The following is a 24236-nucleotide window of genomic DNA, read 5'->3' as shown; positions in this document are numbered from 1 at the left end:
AGGGTGTATTTGGCTCTGCCCTGAAAGGATTGCGCTTGGTCGCTCCGGCTTATCCGCCGAACAGAAGTTGGAACTCTGGACACGTTGGAAGAACGGAGAGTCGCTCAGCGACATCGGCCGCGCTTTGGACAAACATGCAGCTTCGGTTTTTGATATTGTCGTGGCTAAAGGCGGCATAGCGCCGGCGATTAGACGACGACGACCGGGGTCCCTGACGCAGTCGGAGCGTGAAGAGATCTCGCGTAGTTTGAGTGCTGGCCATTCACAGCAGCGCATTGCGTCTGACCTTGGACGCTCAGCATCGACGGTAAGCCGAGAAATTACTCGCAATGGTGGGCGCAAAGCATACCGCGCCGCGAAAGCTGAGGAGAGAGCGACGCATTCTGCTTTGCGCGCCATGGTGGCACAGAAGTTGCAGGAGCAATGGTCACCTCAGCAAATAGCGGGATGGCTCAGGATCACGTTCGACGGAGACGAGACCATGCATGTCAGTCACGAAACGATCTATAAAAGCCTGTTCATTCAAGCCCGTAGTGTACTGAAGAAAGAGCTGATGGCACATCTACGCAGCCGTCGGATCATGCGTCGGGGTAAAACGGCCACCACAGCGGGGCAGACCCGTGGCAGATTATTGATGCGGTGTCGATCCGGGACAGACCGGCAGAGATTGAGGATCGCGCGGTACCAGGCCATTGGGAAGGCGATCTGCTGAGCGGAGCCAAAAATAGTCACATCGCCACGCTGGTAGAAAGGACTTCCCGCTTTGTCATGCTGGTTCAGGTGAAAGGCAAAGATAGCAACACCGTGGTGGACGCACTCATCCGGCAGGTTGGCCAACTTCCCAAAACTGTCATGGCATCGCTGACTTGGGATCGTGGCACTGAGCTGGCATATCATACCAGGTTCAGCGTCACGACGGATATCTCTGTCTACTTCTGTGATCCTCAAAGCCCTTGGCAACGCGGAAGCAACGAAAATACCAATGGGCTTTTGCGACAGTATTTTCCTAAGGGCACCGATCTATCATCCTTCAGCCAAGACGATCTCGACCAAGTGGCGCTGAAGCTGAATACGCGCCCAAGAAAAACACTTGGTTATGTGACACCCGCTGATAGGTTCAATGCAGCCCTTGCGCTGACCGGTCGAACTCACCACCGCCTTTTTTAAGATTTCCCGCTCCTCGCGCCGAAGCCGGTCATTCTCTTGGACCAGTCCCAAATCCTCATTCGACACTACGTCCGTGTCTCGGTGTGCCGTGATCCACTTGTTCAGCGTCGACATACCGACACCCAGATCGTCAGCCACCTGTTTGCGTGTCAGCCCACTGGTCGTCGTTATGCGAACCGCATCTCGTCTAAACTCGTCACTGTATCTCGGTGCCATTCTTCATCTCCTTCATTGCGAATATCGCTCGAAAGAGACAGGAACTAAATCCGGACAGGTCCAAGTCCAAATAGCCCCGATATCCTGAGCATTCATGCCAAAACCCATCGCCCCGAGTGGTACGATCAACAGAAGCCCGATAATCTCAAAGCAAAGTGCATGACGAATGCGATCATAAGATGTTCGCATTTTCTTTTCCCATCTGATGATCGGGCAGTCCCGATAAAATGCTCGATGGGGAGGTCGTCTTCCACGAGAATCTATATAGAGATTCGGGTAAGGTTTTCAATGCGGCAAGGATAAAATGGTGCTATTGGCCAAAAGTTCGGGAGCTGCCGCCATCCTCCCGCGGTACAGTAAGCGTGGTCTCAAAATACGCAAGCTTCACCGCCGTTAAGTTCGAGCATTTGACCGATGCAAGGCTATGCAGAAAGGCCGGATCGCTTTGCAGATAGTGCAGGAAAAAGATTTTATCAAAAACTGCGGAAAGGTTCTGGACGTCCCTGAATTCTGTTGCTAGATAGCCCTCACGGTTCCGGCGTAGCTCAGCGGTAGAGCAGTTGACTGTTAATCAATTGGTCGTAGGTTCGATCCCTACCGCCGGAGCCAATTTCAGTGTAAGTTGTTGAAATACCTAACGAAGCCACGGCGTGGCTTCGTAGGTGCGGCATCAGGGTGTTACATCCCCCTGTAGCCAGATGGCATGACCGTTTCGTATCCGTCTCAACCGGATCTGAAACGAATGTTGAACCAACCTCATCTCTCAAAACGCGGAAATACCTATCAGTGGCGGCGTCGTTTGCGCCGACAATCCACAGGAATCGTCGATATCAAGCTCTCGCTGGGGACGACAGACCTGCGCTGCGCACATATCTTATCCCGCAGGATCAGTGCGGAAAGCGATATCGTCATGGAACACCTCAGCCACCAACAGATCACGCCGGATATGGCGCGGCGCTGGCTTGCCAGTGTCATCACCAAAGAGCGGGAGAAGATCGAGAAGCTCAAACTGCTGCATCGTTTTGATTCCCGCGATCCCGCCGATGACCAGCGCCACGATCAGGCAACGGCGGATGCTTGGGCAAAGGTGAATGCGGATGGTTTGCATGGTGCGACGTCTGATCATCCCTTGGTCTCTTTGCATTTGGACATCATCCGCGATGACCTCACCAGCGAAGCCCGCCAGAACCTCATTCAACGCGATTTCAAGGCGTTAACGGGTCATCCTCAGCTTTCGGCCTTTGACCGTGCGAAGTTGATCTCCTTGCTGATCGCTGGAAAATCCGCGGCCTGGAACCGGCACGAAGAGGCCTTGGCTGATATCGACACGGCGGCGGATGATCTTTGGGACGGCGCCTCTCATGTGCTTGCACCAGAGCCGGAGTCGCCAGCCGTTCCCCCGTTGCTGTGTCCTGAGGTGGACGCGGGCACCCTCGATCCCGACATGCAGGCCGTTGTGTCGCGCATGAACGAGATGAAGCGCAGCGAAGGCATCGAAGAAAAGACCCTGCGCCAATACGAGAGCTTTGTTGGCCTCTTTACCACGCTGACCGGCATCAGTGACGTGCGCCTAATCCGGCAGGCCGATGCCACGGGGTTTCGCGCGGCGCTTTACAAGCTGCCGAAAAGCTGGGGCAAAAGTCCCGCTGACCGCAATGCCACCCGTGAAGAGATCATGGCCCGCGCCGCCAAACTTCCGCCGGAAAAGGTCGGGCTCTCCATCGGCACGATCAATCGCCATCTTGAGCATCTGGGCCAGATTGTCGAGTGGGCCTCGGATGAGGGCATTGCCGTCAATCCCAAGCTCAAACCCGGTAAATTGCGGCGCAAGGACACCGTTCGCGACTGTGACAAGAAACAGGCCTTCACCGAGGCAGAGCTGCACCTTCTGTTCAAATCCCCGGTTTGGACCGGATCGAAGTCCGAGTATCACCAGACCGATCCGGGCACAGAGGTTTACCGCAACGGCATCTATTGGTCGCCTGTGATCGGCGCGTTTACAGGGGCGCGGCGCGAAGAGATCGCAGGGCTGGCCCCTGCTGACATTGTCGAACGTGATGGCATCCCTTGCCTCAGCATCGAGGATTCCGAGCTGCGGCGGATCAAGAATATCTCGTCGAAACGGCTCGTGCCGATCCACAGCCGTTTGATCGCGCTGGGTTTTCTGGAGTTCGTGGACGAAGCCCGCGCAAAGGAACAAGCCGAGCTGTTCCCCGATCTGCGCGAGCCTGCAACGGGGAAACATGGCCGCAAGCTGGGCCGCCGGATGCGCCAGATCGTCGACAAGACCTTTGGGATCGAAGGCGCTGGCCTGTCATTCCACAGCCTGCGGCACTATGTTCAGGGCACGTTGGAGCACGTTCCGGAAGTGACCGACAAGGTGCTGCGCGACATCGTCGGCCATGAAGGTAAAGACACCCATGAGCGCACCTATAGCAAGCCTGCGCCGCCCGCTGTGTTGCAGGCGGCCATTGAGAGGTTGCCAGCCGTGATCTGATCAGACCCCTGGCCCGTCAGACGTCGGGTCGGTTTGCGCATGTGCGTTCAGAATGCGGGTCAACTCGGCCCGCTGCTCCGCCTCCAAAGTCTCGCGCTGTTCGAGAACATAGGCGGCATCTGCGGCAATCTCTGCGCGCTCAAAGCTCAGGGTTTCGTCAATCGTGCGGCGGATGGATTGCGCGAGCGGGACCAGCTTCGGCATTACCGGCCGCATGCGTGTCTCGATCCGCTTGTGCTCGTCTTTGGCTTTCGGCGCATTAGGCCCCCAGCCCAGCTTTTCCTCGCTCGGGTTGGGCGCTGTAATCCAGCGCAGCACGGCACTGCCAAGCATATCGATGCCTTCAACCAACACCTTCATCAAAGACTCCGCCTTTGAGAGTTTTGCCTCTGCAGTCACCACCTTGGCTTCAATATCCGCCAGCTCAGATTTTGCTACCTCCCGCTTCTTTTTCACCCCGTCCAAAGCCTGCGTTTCAGCCTGCCTTTCTGATTTCAGCGATTGAACCTGCCCCGAAGTCGCGGCCAAATCCGTCGTTTTCTTTTTCGCCAACGACTTCAGCCGATCAAGATTCTCGCCTTGTGTCACGACCTCAGCTGTAACCTGATCCCGTCTTAACGAAGCCTTCTCAACCTCTGCCTGCACATCCGTCAGCCCCTTTTCTGCATTTATTATTTCCGTTTTCACCCCCTGCAATTTCTCGGCCTCAACACCCGTCTCTGCCCTCACCTCCTGAAGTGTTGCCGTTGCCACCTGCGCTGCCTCAGCACTATTTGCCGACTTTTCTTCTATGGTGACGAGCGCAGCCTCGGCATCAGCCCTCGCTTTGCGGGCGGCATCCGCTGCCCGTTCCTCTTCTTTGCGGTGGCGCTCTGCCGCCGCCACCTCGCGCGTCGCCGCCTCTTTCCTGCGGCGCGCCTCCTTGATCGCGCGTTTGCGCGATTTCCGGATCGTGGCCTTGCCCATGATCCGCCCGTAAGCGATCATCTCTTTGGCTTTGTGCTGAGCAGCCTCCAAAATCTCGCTGGATTTCTCATGGCCCGCTGCCTGCTGATCGGCACGCCATTCCGATGGCGGGATATGGCGACGCTTTTTGGGCACGTCCTCGCCAGCCTCTTTCGTAACCCGCCGCGCCTCGGCCCGCCGTTCTCCTCGGGCAATGCCAAGGGGCGCAAACGCTTCCCCAGCCAAATCCTGCGCATGCTCATAGTTCTTCAAGAGCGGATTCATTGAGGCCTGCAACAGCATCTGCCGCCCGCGATTTGCCGTCACTTTCTCTGTCCAGACCACTGCAACGAAATGGATATGAAAGGCCTCCTCGTCATGATGCGCATTGGCATAGCGCAGCTGACCGTCAGGGAAGTGATTCCGCAGAAAGTCCATCGCCGCTTTCTTGAACGCAGCGACCTTCTCCGCATCCCATTCGGCTTGCCCCGTCCCGCCAAACCATTCCTTGTTGACCGTCAGGATGCCCTCACGCAAGGGACCACCGGAACAGCGCCGCCAAGGGTCGCTTTCCCCTTCAGCTTGCAGTGCCTCCCGTTCGGCTTTGCGGCCCTTCTTGCGCAAGGCCTCCATCCGTTCCCGAAAGTTGTCGCGCCTGGCTGCAGCGACTTCTGCCTTGATCGTCGCTTGCCATTTGGGTTCGCAATGCAGAACTTCATTCAGCTCTGACGCATTCAGATCAACATGGGAGAGATCGCCACCGTTACGATGATCATGCATATCAAAGCGGCCGAGGTTGTCCGGATGCAGCCCTTGGAACCGCAGCACAATCGGCGGCTTTGGGGCATTGACGGGTTGGGGATTGTCAAATCTGGCATGAACGGACATGGTGAACCTCGGGTTATCTGCTTCCCCCAAGAATACGCGGTACCCCCGAAAATCCCGGCACAGGTCGCGGCGGTTTTTTCTGGATTGCGCATCACGAACCCGTGAGAATTGCCGCTGCGCTACTCACTAGTCTTGTTGCAATTTCGGGCACCCCGAAATGACAACAAGACCGCTCGCTCGGGGGATACCCCCGAGACCCCTTCTCGAAATCGCTCAATGGGGCACCCCCATTTCACGATCCCTGCGACCAGCAGCCTGCTGGACCCGTGGCGTTATGCGAAATTGTTTTTCGATTATCTTTTCTGGAATGAGGCTGACTGGGCATGCCTATACCCGCCTGCGCTCAATGGGATCTATCCGTAACACTGCAGGGTATCCGGGATTGGGCGAACATCGGTGCTCAGGCCGATCATGCGGCTTCCACCGTTCGGCGATTTAGCTTCCAACCACCAGCGACGCTTATCGTATCACCTTTGCTCGCGCGTACGAAACACAAGTTCGGGCAAGACCGCCTCCCACTCATCGTGCTTGATGTAGGTATCGCACTCCCCGGAGCCGCCCTACGAAGAGTGATGCAGCATAATTGGGGAGGGACTTGGCAGCACAAAGGGATGACCCTGCCGCTCGCTGCGCCCAATTTTTCCCCGGGACTTACCTCAAGGCAGCGCGCAGACTGCCCAGTCTCAGACTATTTCGTGCAAAAATCCGGCAACTCACCACTGGGCAATATCGCCCCGCCCGGTGTCAGCACAACCTCAGCCCGTGGCACCGGCCCATCTTCATTCTCAGAGGTCATAATCAGTGAGATCCCTACCCTTTTCGAACGCCTCCCTTCTTGTCGTGATGGGGGACCTAATAACGATGAAGCAGAAAATGGGCCAGGCTGCTAACCAGAAGTATGCAGCCGGTCGCGATGGCCAAGAAAACAGTTCGGCCTGTTCAGATACGTCGCTTTTGGCTTCCTGAACGCTTCCATGATTTGGCAAGGTTGAATTCGCGCGTGCCGTGCAGGTCGGTTCTCCGGCCTACCTACAGGAACGTAGCGACCGGCCCTTTCCTGCCATTCGGGGCAATCGTCAACGCTGCGATGCAGCTTGCTCTAACCAGTCGTGGGCTAGTCCGATCCGATTGAGTTAGGCACTACTTGTTTGATCCCAGGGCTGGATGGTGCGATCTTTTCTCAGGAATGGAAGGAAGTATTATGGGACAAGTTCGTCATGGGAGCGCCACGACCAAGTACGCCGTCAAAGCTGCAATACAGCGATCGCAAGCTTCGATCTCGGCGTTAATCAAAGAACGCGGCATTAATCCAAAGACGGTTGCCAAGTGACGGAAGCGGGCAATGGCCTATTTTAATAGGGTGACTGGATTATAAGTGATGAACCGACGTTTGCACGACCACTCCAGACAGTCCGAATTTGGAAATGTAACGGGTTCGCGACCCCAAAATATACTCGTAAAAGCGTAGCGCAGAGCGACTGTTTGCACCATCTAGCGGGGTTTCGATGGTGCGAACACTGGATCGTCCAATGATTGCTCTTGGCTTTCGTATTGGGATGTGAAAGGTTTTGCGTTGTCACGGTTCCGCGCAAGCGGATGAAAAGGGAACGCAGGACGGGATTTATCCCTCTCTGCGGCTGCCCTCGCAACTGTAGGCGGCGAGTTTGATATCATGCCACTGGCTGCGACGCCGGGAAGGGATCATCAAACATTTGAGCCGCGAGCCAGGAGACCTGCCATGACAAACGCAAACGCCGACGAGGTGATCGGCTAGGAGGTAGCAATGGCTGGACCACGAGTACTGGGCGGAGTTCCGTTCGGACGCAGATCAAAGCTGCCTGCATTCTCGATCACCTTTGGCATTTTTCCTGATCGAGGTGATCTATGTTCTACAAATCCATCCTGTCCACCACATGTGTGTTGGTGGCGTGCTCTTCGGCTGTCCTTTCTGAAACCATCATTGACGATGTTGGCCGTTCGGTAGAGGTTGACCTGCCCATCGAACGGGCGGTGATTTTTAACCGCTATTCAGTCGAATTTGCGCGTGCCATCGGTGCGATTGATCAGGTCGTCGGGACCGGTGCCAGCACCTATCGTGACCCGGATTATTGGCCCCAGTTCACCCAAGCCAACGTCGTGGGGCAAGGCCAAAACGACTTGAACTATGAAGCAATTATTGCCAAAAATCCAGATCTGGTGATCCTGCCCCGCAATGGCGTCTATGAAGAAGCCGCGCGGCAGCTGGAACCCTTTGGAATTCCCGTGATGGTCATTACCGCATGGGATGCACTGAAACACGTCGAAAACGTAGAGCTGATGGGCCGTTTGTTCGGGCATGAGGAACAGGCCGAAGAGTTGGTCGATTTTTACACCGGGTATAAAGAGCTGTTGGCAGAGCGGCTGGAGGGTGTGCCAACTGTGCCAGTTTATTTTGAAGAAACGCGCCCGCTGGTGACCGTCACACCGGGGTCCGGCTGGCATGACATGATTGCTGCGGGCGGAGGCGCGAATGTTTTTGGTGATATCGTGATCGAGGACGAAGCAGCCGCGCGTGGCAATCCCAACGCCTTTACGATTGACCCAGAGGAGATCGTGCAACGGGCGCCTGCTGTGATTGTTAAACTGGAGCCCGGTTCGTACACCGCAATCCCTGAGGATCAGTTTTCCCGCACTTGGCAAAATCTGATCGGGCGGGAAGAGATCAAGTCGACACCGGCCGCGAAATCGGACAACGTTCATGTCATCAATTACTATCTGGCGGGTGGATCCTCAAAAATCACCGGCGCACTTCAGATCGCCAAATGGGCGCATCCCGACCTATTTGCTGACATCGATCCCGAAGAGGCCATGCGCCAGTGGATCGAGGATTTCCAAGGTCTGCCATATCAGCCCGGCATGACATACCAGAGCGGTTTTTGAGAAAACCCATGGTCTCCATCACTGAACACGGGGCGGCGATGACCGCCCCCACCTCGCTGGATGGCGCCTTGGGCGCTAGGTATCTGGCTTCGGGTCGGCGTCGCGCAGTCATCGTGGCGTTGTCATTTGCCCTGCTGATTGTGGCTGCGGCGGCAGTCACTGTGCAGGGCATCAATGAAACAAGCATTGGCACGCTCGCGCTGGTGCTGATCGAGAAAGCCAGCTTTGGTCAGCTTGATCTGGTCACGGATGACCAATCAGCGCGCGTTCTTGTGTACTTGCGCCTGCCGCGGGTGGTTATGGCGATCGTAGCTGGCGCTGCTTTGTCAGTTTCGGGTGTTTTGATGCAGGCGATCACTCGCAACCCGCTGGTCAGCCCCTATACCATCGGCGTGTCTTCGGCGGCGGGGTTCGGCGCCTCTATCGCCATCATGTTTGGTGTTGGCCTGCAATCTGCGGGGATCTATTTTGTCCCGCTTTCTGCATTTGCCTTCGCCCTGCTTTGTGCGGTCTGTGTCTTTTCGCTGGCGTGGTGGCGCGGAATGGGCGCGCAGGCGATGATCTTGACGGGCATCGCGCTGATGTACCTATTCAGCGCCATGACAGCCGCCGTACAGTTCGTCGCGACCGAGGAACAGTTGGCGCGGGTCGTTCATTGGACGTTTGGCAGTCTGAACGGCGTGCAATGGGATGCGGTCGGGTTATGCGCGGCAGTGCTGATCATTGTGCTGCCGGTCATGCAGGCCAAGGCATGGCAACTGAACGCATTGACGGTGGCGGGCGATGATGTCGCGCAGTCGCTGGGGATGAACGTCCGGCGACTGCGCGGTACGGCTATCTTGTTGTCGGTCGTTGCAGCGGCAGCGGTCATCAGTTTTGTGGGGGTAATTGGCTTTGTTGGCCTGATCGGGCCGCACCTTGCCCGAATGATCATCGGGGGTGATCACCGCTTTTTGTTGCCATTCTCTGCAATTTGCGGCGCGGCGATGCTGCTTGTCGCCGATACTGTCGGGCGGTTGGCGTTCAGTCCAACGGTTCTGCCGGTAGGGATCGTTGTGGCCTTTGTTGGTGTGCCGGTCTTTCTGCATTTGATTATTTCACGCAAGCGGGAGACATTCGCATGACCGGATTACATGCCCATAATCTACGGCAGATGATCGATGGGCGGGCTGTGCTGGATGATGTTTCCCTGTCAGTAACGCCGGGCGAGATTGTCGGCCTTGTCGGCCCGAACGGCGCGGGGAAGTCCACATTGGTCCGGGCGATGCTGGGCCAGTCCCGCCTTGCACACGGCGAGGTGCAGTTAGGCGGGCAGGACATTAGCACACTATCCGCTCGCGAACGCGCTCGGCACATTGCATACGTGCCCCAGCGCGCGCCGGACGGATTTCCCGTCAGCGTTTTCGACACCTGTCTGCTGGGACGTACGCCTTACATGGGGTCAAGACCCGCTCGCAAAGACATCGCCATTGTCGAGCAGGTACTAGACCAGTTGCAGCTTGCCGATCTGGCCTTTCGCACCATGGATGCCCTAAGCGGGGGTGAAAGACAGCGCGTCATGCTGGCTAGGGCGTTGGCGCAGCAGACGCCACTTATCGTGCTGGACGAACCGACGAGCGCGCTGGATATCGGAAACCAGCTTTTCACTCTGCGGCTTCTGGCTGATCAGGTGCGCGACCAGGGCATTGGCGTACTGGTCGCGATCCATGACCTTTCACTTGCCGCACGGTTCGCAACGCGGGTTGCCCTTCTTCATCGCGGCAAGATGCTCGCCGAAGGCGCGTGGCGCGACACCCTAACGACACAGACCATTCGCCAATCTTACGGCGTAGAGGCCGAATTCGGACAACTGCGCGACGCCCCGATTATCGCTCCGTTCGAGGTGGGCGCATCATGAGGATCGACATTGCTGGATTTGGGCGCGGCGGGCGGGAGTTGCCACACGAAAAACTGATGGAGATATGCGAACTGGCGGACGATCTGGGTTTTGGCGGTATCTGGTTTAACGAATTTCACTTTCAGACTACCCCACAAGCCTATCCGTCGACGTTGCTTCTAGCGTCTGCCGTGCTGGCGCGTACCCGTCGTCTTCGCGTTGGCACATCTATTGTGGTTCTTCCGCTCTATCATCCGTTGTTGCTTGCCGAGATGGTTGCGCAGCTGCATTGGCAAAGCGGCGGACGCTTTGATCTTGGCATCGGTCGTGGAACGCACCCCGATACATTGGCCCGGTTGGGAATCAGCCCCTCAGAAACCCGCACGCGTTTCGAAGAGGCCTTCACGATCCTGACGAATGCGCTGTACGACACTGCCACAATCGATATGGGCATGTCTTGGCCCTCCTCGGGCGCCCCTGTCGGCCCGCTGCTCAACGATGAGCGTGTCCCGATCTATATTGGCGGGTCCACAGATGAAACCATCGGTTTTGCTGCCAGAAACGCGCTGCCGCTGCTTCTTAGCCTTGAGCCTCCCGAAGCCGCGCAATTCGAAACCTACCGCCGGATTATTGCAACTGAAGGACTGACAGACCGCAGTGCTGATTCCTCCTTGTCGCGTTTCGTATTCATCGCTCGAACGCGGCCGGAGGCGCAGCGCTTACTGACGGACCGTTACGCCGCGCTGCATCAACGCCGAATAGACGCAGCCCGGCGCGCCGGGCGGGATCCAAGCCGTATCGCCCCGCCAGATTTGCATCGTTTCCGCGAAGCGCAGGCGATCGTTGGGGCGCCGGACGACTGCATCAGGCAAATCGCATCCCTTAAAGCGCGTTCTGGGGTGGAGTCTCTAAGGCTTGTTTTCAACGGCAACGGCGCGTTCGACACAGACGAGGCGATAGACGAGATGCGCCTATTTGGCGAAGCGGCATTTACGTAGTTCTGCCATGCCGATCTTTGGCACCGGATTTTCAGGATTTTGGATCCGTTTTACTTTGGTGATAAATGCGGTGGCATGTGAATCTTATGGGAATGGGGTTGTTCTGTTGAAAGTACTCTAATGTGGAATATATTCTGAGATCGCGTATGCAGCGAATGTCCGCATTCCGCCCTTGTTGTCGAAAGTAGCTCACGACCCAAACCATACCTACTTCAGTTGCGTCATTTGTTAGCATACGCTACAAAGTGCTACATCATACTGCGGCATCACCTACGGTTACGTTGCGGTCATATCTATATTTTTCAATGACTTACATAGGCATTGAAGATGGCTCCAATCCCTACCGCCGGAGCCAATAAATCTTAAATACCTGATTTATATGGCATTTCTCTCCTTAGAGTCGGAGGGTTAGTCACTTGGCACAAAGCCTGTCCCTCCGCTTGGCACAATCGCTGGCACAGGAGTCGCAGACTTGCGCATCTCAATCACATCACAGATTCATCTCGAATACCGAAAAACCGGTTTTCATTGGCGCAGACGCCTCCCACAGGCCCTACGGGCCTGGGGTGGAACCCCGTCGTGCAAAAAAATGTCACTGATCTTTCCACTTCGTTCCCATGTCATTCCCGAGGCCAAGGCACTCGCTCTGAAATTGACCCTTCTGAGCGATATCGCCTTCGCCGGGTTGACGGAGAGAACGATGGCAATTGCGCCCTACACAATGGAATCAATTCTGACCGAGCTCTGCCGCTTCATCATTGATGCAGCCGAAGCCGCGCGTGAGATTGCACCATGCCGCACTCCTGAGGTCGCAGCTTATGAGTTGGCCTGCGTAAACGCCGCCATCGATACACTCCGCCATGCAATTGCAATGCGCGATCGCCAATCAGCACGAGGCCCATTACAGGAGGTCGCAAATCGCCTCGGTCTTGTCCTCGATGAGAACGACCCCGATTGGCAAAGACTTGCCTTTCGTGCCCTTCGGGTCATTTTGGAGGCACAAGAAGAGAATCTGAGCCGTGAGCAGGGAATTTATGAATGCTCAACACAATATCGATCACTGCCCACTCAACCCGTGGCGCAACTGCAACGGACAGTAATTGCTCACGCCCACTTTCCCGCACCGATCACTGTCCCTCCTGTGCAAGCACACCAACCGTCCGTTAACGCTGCACCCTCTGGGGGATCTGCCCCTCTTCAAACTCAGAACAATGCTCTCATTGCACAAGCGGTTCCAACAGCTGCAACGGCGACCAACCCGCAGATGCCTCAACCTACCACAAAAAAGTGCAGTAAAATCAATGAGATCGTAAAGCAGTACGTCGAACTGAGATCCCAAGGGCATTCCAAATTCAAAGCCAGCGAGACGCTCAATAAAGACGCTGGTGCAAGCTGGGCGAAAAACTCCAGCCCAAACGTGTTCTCGACAGGACGGTTGATGACCCGGACATTCGATGACCGCCCTCTGGACCAAATTTCCGATAACGACCTAACTGCCGCCTTTAACTCGCTCCAGCGGATCCCGCGAAACTATCAGGCTGCGACAAGCAAACTCAGCCCGCAGGAAACCGGCCTGACTCTGGCGGGGGCGGGCATCGTGCGCTTCGCTATTACGTCTTGTTCGGCCGCCGGTGCCATTGTGGAGTCCGCGCCGGAGAAGGCCACTGATGACCTGTCTGTACTACGGTTGTACTTGACGGCAGAAACGGTTTGCGAATTGGCGCTTGAGCTCGACGACGGACGTTGCCTGCTCTTGCCGGTGATGCAGGGCTACCCTCATCGCCTTTCCAATCGTTGCGTCCGATAAGAAACCACCCCGCGGTGCCCAAAAAACATTTGGACAACCAGCGCGTCTGGGCAGCGCATTGAGAAAAGCTATTCCTTTCTCGGTAAGCACGACTTTTTTTGCTTTGTCATTGAAGGATACTTTGGATGCTTTCCGCCCCGGCTGAATCGTCCAGACTCCCCGTTCGAGATCAAACTCATCCCAAGTGGCGTACCTGACTGCTCCAGTCCTTGTTACAGTCATGGCTTGAAAGCGTAGCGCCGCAGCGCCCATACCTTCCGGGACCGCAAGGTCCCGCCACCACCGAGCCGCGTCTTTAACTTGAAGTGCCGGATAGTTCTGTTCTTTGCTGACCTTTGAGGGTGCCCCAAGCACGATAGAGAGATTTCCCTGCCATCGAGCTGGATTGTCGCCAGATTTGTAACCGTGAACGGTCGCGTAAGCGAGGGTTGGGGGATAGACGGAAAAAAGGTTGTGCCGCAGGCATTTGGGGCGGATGGACTAAGCCGCTCCGCGGCATTGGCGCCCAGTCGCGGCGTTCAGGATCATTTCAGCATTTTACTTTGTGATTGGCCTTTCTGGGCTGACGATCTGGGTCTTTCCCACCGTCAGACAGGAGGTTCCCATGAAGGAGGAAAAGACCACCGCGCTGCGTCAGCGCATGATTGAGGACATGCAAATTCGTGGCCTCGGCGAGAAGGCCCAGAAGGCCCACATCCGGAACGTGAAGCACTTTGCCGCCTTTCTCGGACGGCCACCTGACACAGCCACCCCTAAAGACCTGCGCGCGTATCAGTTACAGATGACCAACGACGGAGTATCTGCAAGCACCTACAACGTCAGGATCATCTCGCTCCGGTTCTTCTTCGGCTTCACCTGCGGTCGCGAAGAGATGAAGCGGTTCATGCAGTTCCACCGCAAACCCCGGAAACTGCCAATTGTCCTGAGCGTCGAGGAGGTGGCTGACCTGATGGCCGCTGTGCCTGGCCCGGGGCTCAAGTATCGCGCAGCGCTTGGGATCAGCTATGGTGCAGGATTACGGGCCGCCGAGGTCTGCAACCTCAAGGTCAAGGATATCGATAGCGATCGGATGCTGATCCATGTCGATGACGGCAAGGGCGGGCGCGATCGCAAGGCCATGCTGTCGCCCAGCCTGCTGGACCTGCTGCGGGAGTATTGGCGCGAGTCCCGCCCTGAGGGGTGGCTATTTCCGGGCAAACCGAAGATCAGTCCGCTCTCGCCACGCCAGTTGAATCGGGCCTTCACCTCAGCCAAACACATGGCAGGGATTAATAAACTGGCGACCCTGCACACATTGCGACACAGCTTCGCCACGCATCTGCTGGAGGCGAACACGGACGTGCGGGTGATCCAGGTGTTGCTCGGGCATGCCAAGCTGACCACCACGGCGCGCTACACCCATGTGGCGACAAAGACGATCCAAAGCACCGTGAGCCCCTTTGAGCATATGAAACTATTGCAGGATGAAACCCTTCGACGAGGGTTGGAGTAGTGATCGTGGCCGGTGAACCGGCCAAAGCTGGAAATCGCTGACATCTTCCGTGCCCATGGCCCTGCGTGGCGACAGGCCAATGCCGGGCATATCAGCCTCAGCCAGCTCAAGGTGATGTCGGCGATTGAAGCCTGCCGGACCGAGGCGCTCGGCGGGCATGTGGCTGGCTGCGCCAAATGCGGCCACCACCATATCGCCTACAATTCCTGCAAGAACCGACACTGCCCCAAATGCCAGGGTCCGGCGGCGCGGGACTGGATGGCCGCACGGGCCGAGGATCTGCTGCCGGTCGAATACTTCCACGTCGTCTTCACTCTGCCAACCGAGATCGCGCAGATCGCCTACTGGAACAAGAAGGCGGTCTATGGCTTGCTGTTGAGGGCGTCGGCCGAAACGGTGATAACCATCGCCGCAGATCCGAAGCGCTTGGGCGCGCGGGTTGGCATGACCAGTGTGCTGCATACTTGGGGTTCAGCACTGACCCATCACCCTCATGTCCACATGATCGTTCCCGGCGGTGGCCTGTCGCCGGACGGTACCCGGTGGGTCTCCTGCAGGCCGGGGTTCTTTCTCCATGTGCGGGTGCTCTCCCGGCTGTTCCGGCGCCTGTTTCTGGAGGGACTGATGGCTCTGCATCACGCAGGTGAGTTGGCCTTCTTCGGCGATCTCACCGGGCTGGCGGGTGCCGATGCTTTTGCCCGTTGGCTCGCGCCGTTCCGCAAATCCGAATGGGTCGTCTATGCCAAACCGCCCTTCGGCGGGCCTGACGCGGTGCTGGCCTATTTGAGCCGATACACCCACAGGGTGGCGATCTCCAACACCCGTCTGGTCAGCGCCGATGCAGAGACGGTCGCCTTCCGATGGAACGATTACCGCATCAAGTCTGGTGACAGACAAAAGGTAATGCGGTTGACCACCCCCGAGTTCATACGCCGCTTCCTGATCCATGTCCTGCCCGATGGCTTCCACCGCATCCGGCACTATGGGTTTCTGGCCAACGCGACCCGCAAGGCCAATATTGCGAAGATCCGCACCCTGCTCGGGGCACCGCGCCCTGAACACGAGGCCGTGCAGCAGGAGACCGAGACCGTGCCACTCACCCTGCGCGAACCCTGCCCATGCTGCGGCGGCCCCATGCGCATCATTGAGATCTTCCGGCGCGGCCAGAAACCCTGTTCCCGCGCGCCACCGAGGGAGCAGGCAGCATGACGAAACGCCCGATCACCGCATTGATGAAACCTCGGATCTCCCCGCAGTTCCGGCCAGGAAGCCATTTGCAAAGCGCGCCGGTCTGTAGACCGATACGCCCTGCGAACCTTCAAGTGTCGATAAATCCGCAGGCCATGCGCCTGGACCCAGTTGCAAAATGGGTCCAGGCTCCTTCCAGCCTCACGCCAGCTGCGGACACAGCCCCGACCGTCAGAGGTCTTTCCCCATAGGCTGATCCCAGACCCCCGCGGCTTCCTCCTTCCGAGGTTTGTCAACGCGGGCCGCCACCTCATGGCAGCCAACGTCATGCTGCGGCCCGCATCGAAAAACCTTCAGGAAACCGGACCTTAGCTGTATCTGCGAAGGTTCTGTGCCAGAATTGCAAAAGCGGCCATTAAAGCCGCAGCAGACCGAAGCCTCCATGCTGAGCTGCACGCCAAGGTCGGTTGTGCGCAGTTAGTGAGCTTTGCATATGTCCTGCGGATAACTGATACATGTAGAGATAGAATGGCCCTTGTTGGGACTATTTCTTGCAGGAGAATGCCTTTGTCAGAACCAAAGTTTCATCACTACGTTTCGAATTTTTATCTCAAAGGGTTTGCTGCCGAAGATAGAAAAAAGAAACATGCAATTCAGGTGTTTGACAAGTTTGAATTAAAAACTTTTGAAAAGCGCACTGACAAAACTGGCGGAGCAAAGAATTTTAACAGGTCCTTTTCGAAAGCCGATCCAAACAGTGTCGAAAAACTTTACTCTTATGCTGTGGAGGAACCTGCGGGCGCAGCTTTGAAGAAAGTTCTCCAATCGAAGAGTCTCTCATCGAGGGAAGATCTAGAGAGGCTTTTGCTGTTCTTCGCAATGACGACAGCCCGCAATCCAAAGCAACGTTCAATGCTTGAGGCGCCCATGCGGCAGCTTGACGGACTGCTGATCAGATCTGCTCTTGGCGACGATGGAAACGATATTCTAAAGAAGCGCAATAGTCGTAACTTGTTTTCTGAAGAACATGTCGGAATGGAACTACCGCTAATCGAACCAATTTTTGATAGTTTATGCTCAAAAAGTTGGGCTATCTTGGAGGCTGGCGACGACGCAGGGGAGTTCGTTACGAGCGACTTTCCACTACAGATCGCAACCGCGAACGAAGATCCACCGTGGGGGTTTGAGAGCCCTGGAGCAACAATCTTCGTGCCTTTGTCGAAAAATCTTGCAATACTGGGTCAGAGCGGCTCGCTAAAAGCCTCTAAGCTAATTCTCGACAAGACAATGGTCGCGTCCTTCAATTTTGGCACACTTGTGAATGCACATCGAAATATTTTCTTCAAAACGGATGACTTCCTTATACTCGACTGTGATTCCTCTTGTGTGCTTGATGGGCGAGAATTTTTCAGAAAATGCATTGGATAGACGCCAAAAATTCTTTCTCGGGAACGGTTGCCTACCGTCCGCTTCGGGCTGGGACCGGTCATCCGGTTGGTCGCGCAGAAGCCTGCAAGGTCAAGATTTGCCTGCCGCACCGCCGCAAGTCCGGTTTGAGCCCATTGTGTCCGATGCTGCGCATTGCACGAATGTCCGTCATCATGAAAGTTTCCAAAAACCTCCAACAACCACATGGATTTTGAACGGGGTTTTTGGCAGCGTAGATCGGCGTGGTTTTTGCCTGTGCCAAAAAGGAGCGTTTTTGGAATGGCCTTACCCATGAATCGTTACTCTCTGGTCACGAGACACTACTTTAGGTTAAATAAACCTCTATAGCCTCAATCGAAAAGCTCTCCATGTCCGATATTCAACCAGCTGCGCCAAAGGCGTTTTGAACCGCCCCGGGTTTACCGGAGAGTAAAACTCTCCAAGGATAACCCTTATGACACAACGCAAACATATCCCGTCTTATACGGCTGAGTTCCGCGCGCGCGGCGTTCGGCTTTTCAATGAACAACGCTCGGAATATCGCAGTGACAATGCTGCTTATCAGGCAATTGCACCCAAGCTGGGCTGTGCTCCTGATAGCCTGCGGGGATGGTGCCGTCAGTCTGAACGCGATGCTGGTGCCCGCAACGGTCCCACCTGTGAGGAGAAGGCCCGGATCAAAGAGCTTGAGCGTGAGGTTCGGGAACTGCGCCAAGCAAATGAGATTCTGAAGAAGGCTTCTGCGTATTTTGCTCAGGCGGAACTCGACCGCCCGTTCAGGAAATGATTTCATTCATTGAAGATTACCGCACGGACTTTGGTGTCGGGTCGATCTGCAAGATTTTGCGGGTCGCACCATCGTCCTACTATGCAAATTCGGCGATCAGACGAGATCCCCGGCTCGCCTCAAACAGGGCGCGCCAAGACGTAACGGACAGCGTGGAAATCCGGCGCGTTCACGATGAAAGTCGTGGCCGCTATGGCGCCAGAAAGGTCTGGCACCAACTGCGCCGTGAGAGCAAGGACATCGCCCGATGCACTGTCGAACGCTTGATGAAAGTTATGGGATTACAGGGCGTTGTTCGCGGCAAGCCAGTCATCACGACGAACCCCGATGCCTCTCAGCCGTGTCCGGACGATAAAGTGAACCGCGAATTCAAAGCACAATCCCCAAACCAGCTCTGGGTCAGTGACTTCACTTATGTTTCCACATGGCAGGGCATGGTTTACGTCGCATTTGTTGTCGACGTCTTCTCTCGAAGGATCGTCGGCTGGCGGGTCTCAACATCGATGACAACAGCCTTTGTGCTCGATGCCTTGAACCAGGCGATCTGTCAGCGCAGCCCTGAAAAAGGCGGCGGGTTGATACATCATTCCGACCGCGGATCTCAATATTTGTCCATTAAATACACTGAGCGATTGGCGGACGCTGGGATCGATCCATCTGTCGGAACCGTGGGAGATTCCTACGATAATGCCCTCGCTGAAAGCATCATTGGCCTGTTCAAAACTGAGGTTACAAAGTTGCTCGGCCCATGGAAATCAATGGGCCAGCTTGAATGGGAAACGCTGAAATGGGTCGATTGGTACAACACCAAGCGCCTGCACAGTGCCATCGGATATGTCACGCCGCATGAAGCAGAGGAGATGTTCTATGCAACCTTGAACCCAAATGAAAAAGCAGCCTAACATTCGAAACAAACGCTCTCCGGCAAACAAGGGGCGGTTCATTTATCTCCTACAGTTGGAGTAGCCCCGACCATGAAGCTCGGGTCTTAGATCTTGCGACCGACCTTCGTTCGGCTGGAGTTGATGCAATCCTTGACAAGTGGGATCTGCGCGAGGGCCAAGAGTCCACTGCTTTTATGGAGCAGATGGTTACAGATAAAGACATTCAGAAAGTCATAATCGTCTCTGACCGAGTTTACGCTGAGAAATCAGATCAGCGTTCTGGTGGCGCAGGAACCGAAGCGCAGATCATATCCCCAAAGCTCTATAGTGGCGAAGACGAAGGCAAGTTCGTCGCGCTTGTGTTTGAGCGGGATGAACACGGAAACGCCTGCTTGCCTACTTACTATACGTCGCGTATTTTTATTGATTTTACGGATTTGACCAGAGCGACAGATAGCTTCGAGCAACTTGTCCGTTGGATTTTTGACAAGCCACTTTACAAGAAGCCAGACGTAGGGCGTCCGCCAGCCTACCTGAAATCAGATGAAGCGACGATCACGCTTGCCACGAGCGCGGCGCACTGAACCGCCCCTTGTTTGCCGGAGAGCGTTTGTTTCGAATGTTAGGCTGCTTTTTCATTTGGGTTCAAGGTTGCATAGAACATCTCCTCTGCTTCATGCGGCGTGACATATCCGATGGCACTGTGCAGGCGCTTGGTGTTGTACCAATCGACCCATTTCAGCGTTTCCCATTCAAGCTGGCCCATTGATTTCCATGGGCCGAGCAACTTTGTAACCTCAGTTTTGAACAGGCCAATGATGCTTTCAGCGAGGGCATTATCGTAGGAATCTCCCACGGTTCCGACAGATGGATCGATCCCAGCGTCCGCCAATCGCTCAGTGTATTTAATGGACAAATATTGAGATCCGCGGTCGGAATGATGTATCAACCCGCCGCCTTTTTCAGGGCTGCGCTGACAGATCGCCTGGTTCAAGGCATCGAGCACAAAGGCTGTTGTCATCGATGTTGAGACCCGCCAGCCGACGATCCTTCGAGAGAAGACGTCGACAACAAATGCGACGTAAACCATGCCCTGCCATGTGGAAACATAAGTGAAGTCACTGACCCAGAGCTGGTTTGGGGATTGTGCTTTGAATTCGCGGTTCACTTTATCGTCCGGACACGGCTGAGAGGCATCGGGGTTCGTCGTGATGACTGGCTTGCCGCGAACAACGCCCTGTAATCCCATAACTTTCATCAAGCGTTCGACAGTGCATCGGGCGATGTCCTTGCTCTCACGGCGCAGTTGGTGCCAGACCTTTCTGGCGCCATAGCGGCCACGACTTTCATCGTGAACGCGCCGGATTTCCACGCTGTCCGTTACGTCTTGGCGCGCCCTGTTTGAGGCGAGCCGGGGATCTCGTCTGATCGCCGAATTTGCATAGTAGGACGATGGTGCGACCCGCAAAATCTTGCAGATCGACCCGACACCAAAGTCCGTGCGGTAATCTTCAATGAATGAAATCATTTCCTGAACGGGCGGTCGAGTTCCGCCTGAGCAAAATACGCAGAAGCCTTCTTCAGAATCTCATTTGCTTGGCGCAGTTCCCGAACCTCACGCTCAAGCTCTTTGATCCGGGCCTTCTCCTCACAGGTGGGACCGTTGCGGGCACCAGCATCGCGTTCAGACTGACGGCACCATCCCCGCAGGCTATCAGGAGCACAGCCCAGCTTGGGTGCAATTGCCTGATAAGCAGCATTGTCACTGCGATATTCCGAGCGTTGTTCATTGAAAAGCCGAACGCCGCGCGCGCGGAACTCAGCCGTATAAGACGGGATATGTTTGCGTTGTGTCATAAGGGTTATCCTTGGAGAGTTTTACTCTCCGGTAAACCCGGGGCGGTTCACACCGTCGGGCAATGGATGCTGTTCAAAATAGCAAACCACATGCCTTTGCCGCGACGCAAGAGTACTTAGAAACCCTGACTGATCAGCTAGAGGCATTCCGCATCAATGTCGAAACTGATCCACTGTCAGATGAAATATCAAGCAATTACGCTTCATTTCTACCATATAGGGATGAAGTAATAACGCTGGTGCGTGCAATTGCTCGAGCAGAACCTGAAACCCGTTACGGAGATGCGTTACACGCTTTTCTAGAACGGTTCATTCCCTATTTCCACGCGACGCCAGAGAGTGGCAGGTTGAAGTGGTCCGGCAAATTCAGACAGCGTGCTAAGATGTATCCAGCATTGACGACAGGATACAGAAATGACGACGAGACGTAGTTTTTCGGACAAGTTTAAGGCCACGGTAGCGCTTGAGGCACTTCGCGGAGACAAGACGGCGCAAGAGATTGCAGCCAAGCACAAGATCCACCCAACGCAGGTGACGACATGGAAGCGTCAGGCAATTGACGGCCTGACCGGCGTGTTTTCCGACAAGGCAAAGAAGGTCGAAGACAACGAGGCCCAAGTCAAAGAGCTTCATGCCAAGATCGGGAAGCTGGCGGTGGAGAACGATTTTTTGTCACAAGGGCTGAAGCGATGAGCCCGTCTGAACGCAAGGCTATGATCAACGCTGATCGCACTGACCTGAGCCTGACGAAGCAATGTAAACTTCTGAAGATCAGCCGGTCATCGTTGTATTATGCGCCGGTCGGTGTGAATGCCGAGACCCTGAAGCTGATGAATGAAATCGATCGGGTGTTCATGAAATACCCGTTCTTTGGCAGCCGCCAGATCGCAGCCTACCTGCCGCGAAACGGGTTTCATGCTGGTCGCCACCGCGTGCGCCGCTTGATGGGCGTTATGGGGTTGCAGGCGATCTATAAGGGCCCAAACACCAGCAAGAAGCATCCCCAGCACCCGATCTATCCATACCTGCTGAGGAAACTGCCAATCACGCGCCCAAACCAAGTTTGGTGCAGCGATATCACCTATATTCCGGTCCGGCGCGGATTCCTTTATCTGGTGGCAATCATGGATTGGGCGACGCGTAAGGTGCTGGCGTGGCGGCTCTCGAATACGTTGGATGCCAGCTTTTGTGTCGAGGCTTTGAAGGAGGCCATCGCCGAATACGGCAAACCCGAGATAATGAATACCGACCAAGGATCGCAGTTCACAGGGACGGCCTGGATCACCACCCTGACCGACGCCAAGATCAAAATATCAATGGATGGCCGAGGACGTTATCTCGACAACATCTTCATCGAAAGGCTGTGGCGTTCACTGAAACAGGAGGCTGTCTACCTGCACGAATTGCAGGACGGGTTCCAAGCCAAACGCGTCATCGACGAATGGCTCGAATTCTACAACGCCGAGCGGCCGCACACCGCGCTTGATAAACGGACACCAGACGACGCATACTTTGACCCAATACAGATGAACCAAGCAGCATGAAACTTAACCCCGATGCACCTTAGCTGAGCCGCAAACCTGTTCAGAAAAGCAGGACCACTTCAGGTATCGCAAATTTGATTTCGATAACTACAAATTCTTTGCACACGAATTCTTGCTGTATTTCTGTACAATTGCGATGACTGATGGCCGTTCTGACCTATTCGATGCAATCGCTGGACGACCCTATTACGACACCGTGCGTGGAGAGAACGGCGGTAACGCAGTGGGAACTTATGACGTGTTTTCCTTTCACGACAGCCTCCTTGACCATCGCAACAAACAACTAGGACTAAGGCGGTATTCGCTTCATGCTGATCTTCTCAAGGAAAGGGCTGCGGGAAGCGGATTGAACCGCCCCGGGTTTACCGGAGAGTAAAACTCTCCAAGGATAACCCTTATGACACAACGCAAACATATCCCGTCTTATACGGCTGAGTTCCGCGCGCGCGGCGTTCGGCTTTTCAATGAACAACGCTCGGAATATCGCAGTGACAATGCTGCTTATCAGGCAATTGCACCCAAGCTGGGCTGTGCTCCTGATAGCCTGCGGGGATGGTGCCGTCAGTCTGAACGCGATGCTGGTGCCCGCAACGGTCCCACCTGTGAGGAGAAGGCCCGGATCAAAGAGCTTGAGCGTGAGGTTCGGGAACTGCGCCAAGCAAATGAGATTCTGAAGAAGGCTTCTGCGTATTTTGCTCAGGCGGAACTCGACCGCCCGTTCAGGAAATGATTTCATTCATTGAAGATTACCGCACGGACTTTGGTGTCGGGTCGATCTGCAAGATTTTGCGGGTCGCACCATCGTCCTACTATGCAAATTCGGCGATCAGACGAGATCCCCGGCTCGCCTCAAACAGGGCGCGCCAAGACGTAACGGACAGCGTGGAAATCCGGCGCGTTCACGATGAAAGTCGTGGCCGCTATGGCGCCAGAAAGGTCTGGCACCAACTGCGCCGTGAGAGCAAGGACATCGCCCGATGCACTGTCGAACGCTTGATGAAAGTTATGGGATTACAGGGCGTTGTTCGCGGCAAGCCAGTCATCACGACGAACCCCGATGCCTCTCAGCCGTGTCCGGACGATAAAGTGAACCGCGAATTCAAAGCACAATCCCCAAACCAGCTCTGGGTCAGTGACTTCACTTATGTTTCCACATGGCAGGGCATGGTTTACGTCGCATTTGTTGTCGACGTCTTCTCTCGAAGGATCGTCGGCTGGCGGGTCTCAACATCGATGACAACAGCCTTTGTGCTCGATGCCTTGAACCAGGCGATCTGTCAGCGCAGCCCTGAAAAAGGCGGCGGGTTGATACATCATTCCGACCGCGGATCTCAATATTTGTCCATTAAATACACTGAGCGATTGGCGGACGCTGGGATCGATCCATCTGTCGGAACCGTGGGAGATTCCTACGATAATGCCCTCGCTGAAAGCATCATTGGCCTGTTCAAAACTGAGGTTACAAAGTTGCTCGGCCCATGGAAATCAATGGGCCAGCTTGAATGGGAAACGCTGAAATGGGTCGATTGGTACAACACCAAGCGCCTGCACAGTGCCATCGGATATGTCACGCCGCATGAAGCAGAGGAGATGTTCTATGCAACCTTGAACCCAAATGAAAAAGCAGCCTAACATTCGAAACAAACGCTCTCCGGCAAACAAGGGGCGGTTCAGATTTAGGTTCGAACAACTAATACAAACTGACTTTGTTCTGTTTCTGCGCCACCGCCTGCTCCACGCAGA

General features: G+C 55.5%; 17 protein-coding genes, 1 tRNA gene, 3 pseudogenes, 1 riboswitch and 3 other annotated features. Of the genes and pseudogenes, 17 read left to right on the top strand and 4 right to left on the bottom strand.

What is annotated here, in order from left to right; translation table 11 throughout:
- Nucleotides 1-7: 7 nt before the first annotated feature.
- Nucleotides 8-1167 (top strand): annotated as a pseudogene (locus EOK75_RS06030) (IS30 family transposase).
- On the opposite strand, the pseudogene EOK75_RS06025 reads toward EOK75_RS06030, so the two are convergent.
- Both EOK75_RS06025 and EOK75_RS21275 read right to left on the bottom strand, forming a co-directional pair.
- Nucleotides 1156-1383 (bottom strand): annotated as a pseudogene (locus tag EOK75_RS06025) (transposase); the annotation flags it as partial. The pseudogenes EOK75_RS06030 and EOK75_RS06025 overlap by 12 nt on opposite strands.
- Nucleotides 1384-1395: 12 nt before the next feature.
- Nucleotides 1396-1572 carry a chlorhexidine efflux transporter gene (locus EOK75_RS21275; RefSeq protein ID WP_137193043.1) on the bottom strand — a complete coding sequence of 59 codons (177 nt, stop codon included), beginning with the start codon at nucleotides 1570-1572 and terminating at the stop codon, nucleotides 1396-1398.
- 345 nt (nucleotides 1573-1917) lie between these two features.
- Between EOK75_RS21275 and EOK75_RS06015 the strand changes: the two genes are divergently transcribed.
- Together EOK75_RS06015 and EOK75_RS06010 are read left to right on the top strand one after the other, a co-directional pair.
- Nucleotides 1918-1992, top strand: a tRNA-Asn gene (locus EOK75_RS06015).
- 133 nt (nucleotides 1993-2125) lie between these two features.
- Nucleotides 2126-3880: a site-specific integrase gene (locus EOK75_RS06010; RefSeq protein WP_137193042.1), complete on the top strand. Its 1755-nt coding sequence runs from the start codon at nucleotides 2126-2128 to the stop codon at nucleotides 3878-3880.
- Here the strand turns inward: EOK75_RS06010 and EOK75_RS06005 are convergent, their stop codons facing one another.
- Complete coding sequence (locus EOK75_RS06005) at nucleotides 3881-5713, bottom strand: plasmid recombination protein (RefSeq protein WP_137193041.1); 1833 nt, start codon at nucleotides 5711-5713, stop codon at nucleotides 3881-3883. It abuts the gene before it with no gap.
- Between the two features lie 1201 nt (nucleotides 5714-6914).
- On the opposite strand from EOK75_RS06005, the pseudogene EOK75_RS21270 reads away from it, so the two are divergent.
- The 11 genes and pseudogenes from EOK75_RS21270 to EOK75_RS05950 form a co-directional block, all read left to right on the top strand.
- A pseudogene (locus tag EOK75_RS21270) lies at nucleotides 6915-7040 on the top strand (IS481 family transposase); the annotation flags it as partial.
- A gap of 236 nt (nucleotides 7041-7276) precedes the next feature.
- Nucleotides 7277-7468: riboswitch (cobalamin riboswitch) on the top strand.
- A gap of 129 nt (nucleotides 7469-7597) precedes the next feature.
- Nucleotides 7598-8632: an ABC transporter substrate-binding protein gene (locus tag EOK75_RS05995; protein ID WP_137193040.1), complete on the top strand. Its 1035-nt coding sequence runs from the start codon at nucleotides 7598-7600 to the stop codon at nucleotides 8630-8632.
- A gap of 38 nt (nucleotides 8633-8670) precedes the next feature.
- Nucleotides 8671-9756 carry a FecCD family ABC transporter permease gene (locus tag EOK75_RS05990; protein ID WP_137193039.1) on the top strand — a complete coding sequence of 362 codons (1086 nt, stop codon included), beginning with the start codon at nucleotides 8671-8673 and terminating at the stop codon, nucleotides 9754-9756.
- On the top strand, nucleotides 9753-10529 hold the full coding sequence (locus EOK75_RS05985) for an ABC transporter ATP-binding protein (RefSeq protein WP_137193038.1): 777 nt from the start codon (nucleotides 9753-9755) through the stop codon (nucleotides 10527-10529). Before EOK75_RS05990 ends, EOK75_RS05985 begins: the two co-directional genes overlap by 4 nt.
- Nucleotides 10526-11506, top strand: a complete 981-nt coding sequence (locus EOK75_RS05980) for an LLM class flavin-dependent oxidoreductase (protein WP_137193037.1) — start codon at nucleotides 10526-10528, stop codon at nucleotides 11504-11506. The genes EOK75_RS05985 and EOK75_RS05980 overlap by 4 nt, the downstream gene beginning before the upstream one ends.
- A 589-nt stretch (nucleotides 11507-12095) precedes the next feature.
- On the top strand, nucleotides 12096-13313 hold the full coding sequence (locus EOK75_RS05975) for a hypothetical protein (protein ID WP_137193036.1): 1218 nt from the start codon (nucleotides 12096-12098) through the stop codon (nucleotides 13311-13313).
- A gap of 604 nt (nucleotides 13314-13917) precedes the next feature.
- Nucleotides 13918-14805, top strand: coding sequence for a tyrosine-type recombinase/integrase (locus EOK75_RS05970; RefSeq protein WP_137192357.1), 888 nt, complete (start codon nucleotides 13918-13920; stop codon nucleotides 14803-14805).
- A 12-nt stretch (nucleotides 14806-14817) separates the two neighbouring features.
- Nucleotides 14818-16014, top strand: coding sequence for an IS91 family transposase (locus tag EOK75_RS05965; RefSeq protein ID WP_137192358.1), 1197 nt, complete (start codon nucleotides 14818-14820; stop codon nucleotides 16012-16014).
- Nucleotides 16015-16560: 546 nt separating this feature from the next.
- A complete protein-coding gene (locus EOK75_RS05960) occupies nucleotides 16561-17421 on the top strand; it encodes a DUF4238 domain-containing protein (RefSeq protein WP_168199156.1) in 861 nt (286 codons plus the stop codon).
- 454 nt (nucleotides 17422-17875) lie between these two features.
- Nucleotides 17876-19110, top strand: a protein-coding gene (locus EOK75_RS05955; protein ID WP_137192325.1) for an IS3 family transposase whose coding sequence is annotated in 2 segments (ribosomal slippage) — nucleotides 17876-18170 and nucleotides 18170-19110 — 1236 coding nt in all. Because the reading frame shifts where the segments join, the coding sequence is not laid out codon by codon here.
- Nucleotides 18163-18279 (top strand) — a sequence feature (AL1L pseudoknot). (Overlaps the previous gene by 117 nt.)
- Nucleotides 19111-19154: 44 nt before the next feature.
- Complete coding sequence (locus EOK75_RS05950; RefSeq protein WP_137193034.1) at nucleotides 19155-19676, top strand: SEFIR domain-containing protein; 522 nt, start codon at nucleotides 19155-19157, stop codon at nucleotides 19674-19676.
- 38 nt (nucleotides 19677-19714) lie between these two features.
- Here EOK75_RS05950 and EOK75_RS05945 read toward each other — a convergent pair.
- A protein-coding gene (locus EOK75_RS05945; protein WP_137192325.1) for an IS3 family transposase occupies nucleotides 19715-20949 on the bottom strand; the annotation gives its coding sequence in 2 pieces (ribosomal slippage) (nucleotides 19715-20655 and nucleotides 20655-20949; 1236 coding nt in all).
- Nucleotides 20546-20662, bottom strand: a sequence feature (AL1L pseudoknot). Its footprint overlaps the gene before it by 117 nt.
- A 62-nt stretch (nucleotides 20950-21011) precedes the next feature.
- On the opposite strand from EOK75_RS05945, the gene EOK75_RS05940 reads away from it, so the two are divergent.
- The 3 genes from EOK75_RS05940 to EOK75_RS05930 all read left to right on the top strand — a co-directional run bounded on the left by EOK75_RS05940 (nucleotide 21012) and on the right by EOK75_RS05930 (nucleotide 24125).
- Nucleotides 21012-21380 (top strand): hypothetical protein, encoded by a 369-nt coding sequence (locus tag EOK75_RS05940; RefSeq protein WP_137193033.1) that lies wholly within the window; start codon nucleotides 21012-21014, stop codon nucleotides 21378-21380.
- Nucleotides 21364-22493, top strand: a protein-coding gene (locus EOK75_RS05935; RefSeq protein ID WP_420821923.1) for an IS3 family transposase whose coding sequence is annotated in 2 segments (ribosomal slippage) — nucleotides 21364-21613 and nucleotides 21613-22493 — 1131 coding nt in all. Because the reading frame shifts where the segments join, the coding sequence is not laid out codon by codon here. Before EOK75_RS05940 ends, EOK75_RS05935 begins: the two co-directional genes overlap by 17 nt.
- A gap of 397 nt (nucleotides 22494-22890) precedes the next feature.
- Nucleotides 22891-24125, top strand: a protein-coding gene (locus EOK75_RS05930; protein WP_137192325.1) for an IS3 family transposase whose coding sequence is annotated in 2 segments (ribosomal slippage) — nucleotides 22891-23185 and nucleotides 23185-24125 — 1236 coding nt in all. Because the reading frame shifts where the segments join, the coding sequence is not laid out codon by codon here.
- Nucleotides 23178-23294 (top strand) — a sequence feature (AL1L pseudoknot). (Overlaps the previous gene by 117 nt.)
- Nucleotides 24126-24236: the final 111 nt, after the last annotated feature.

The organism is Pseudorhodobacter turbinis (genome assembly GCF_005234135.1).
Lineage (GTDB): Bacteria > Pseudomonadota > Alphaproteobacteria > Rhodobacterales > Rhodobacteraceae > Pseudorhodobacter > Pseudorhodobacter turbinis.
The sequence above is the reverse complement of the archived record's forward strand: the minus strand, read 5'-3'. Positions and strand labels throughout refer to the sequence as shown.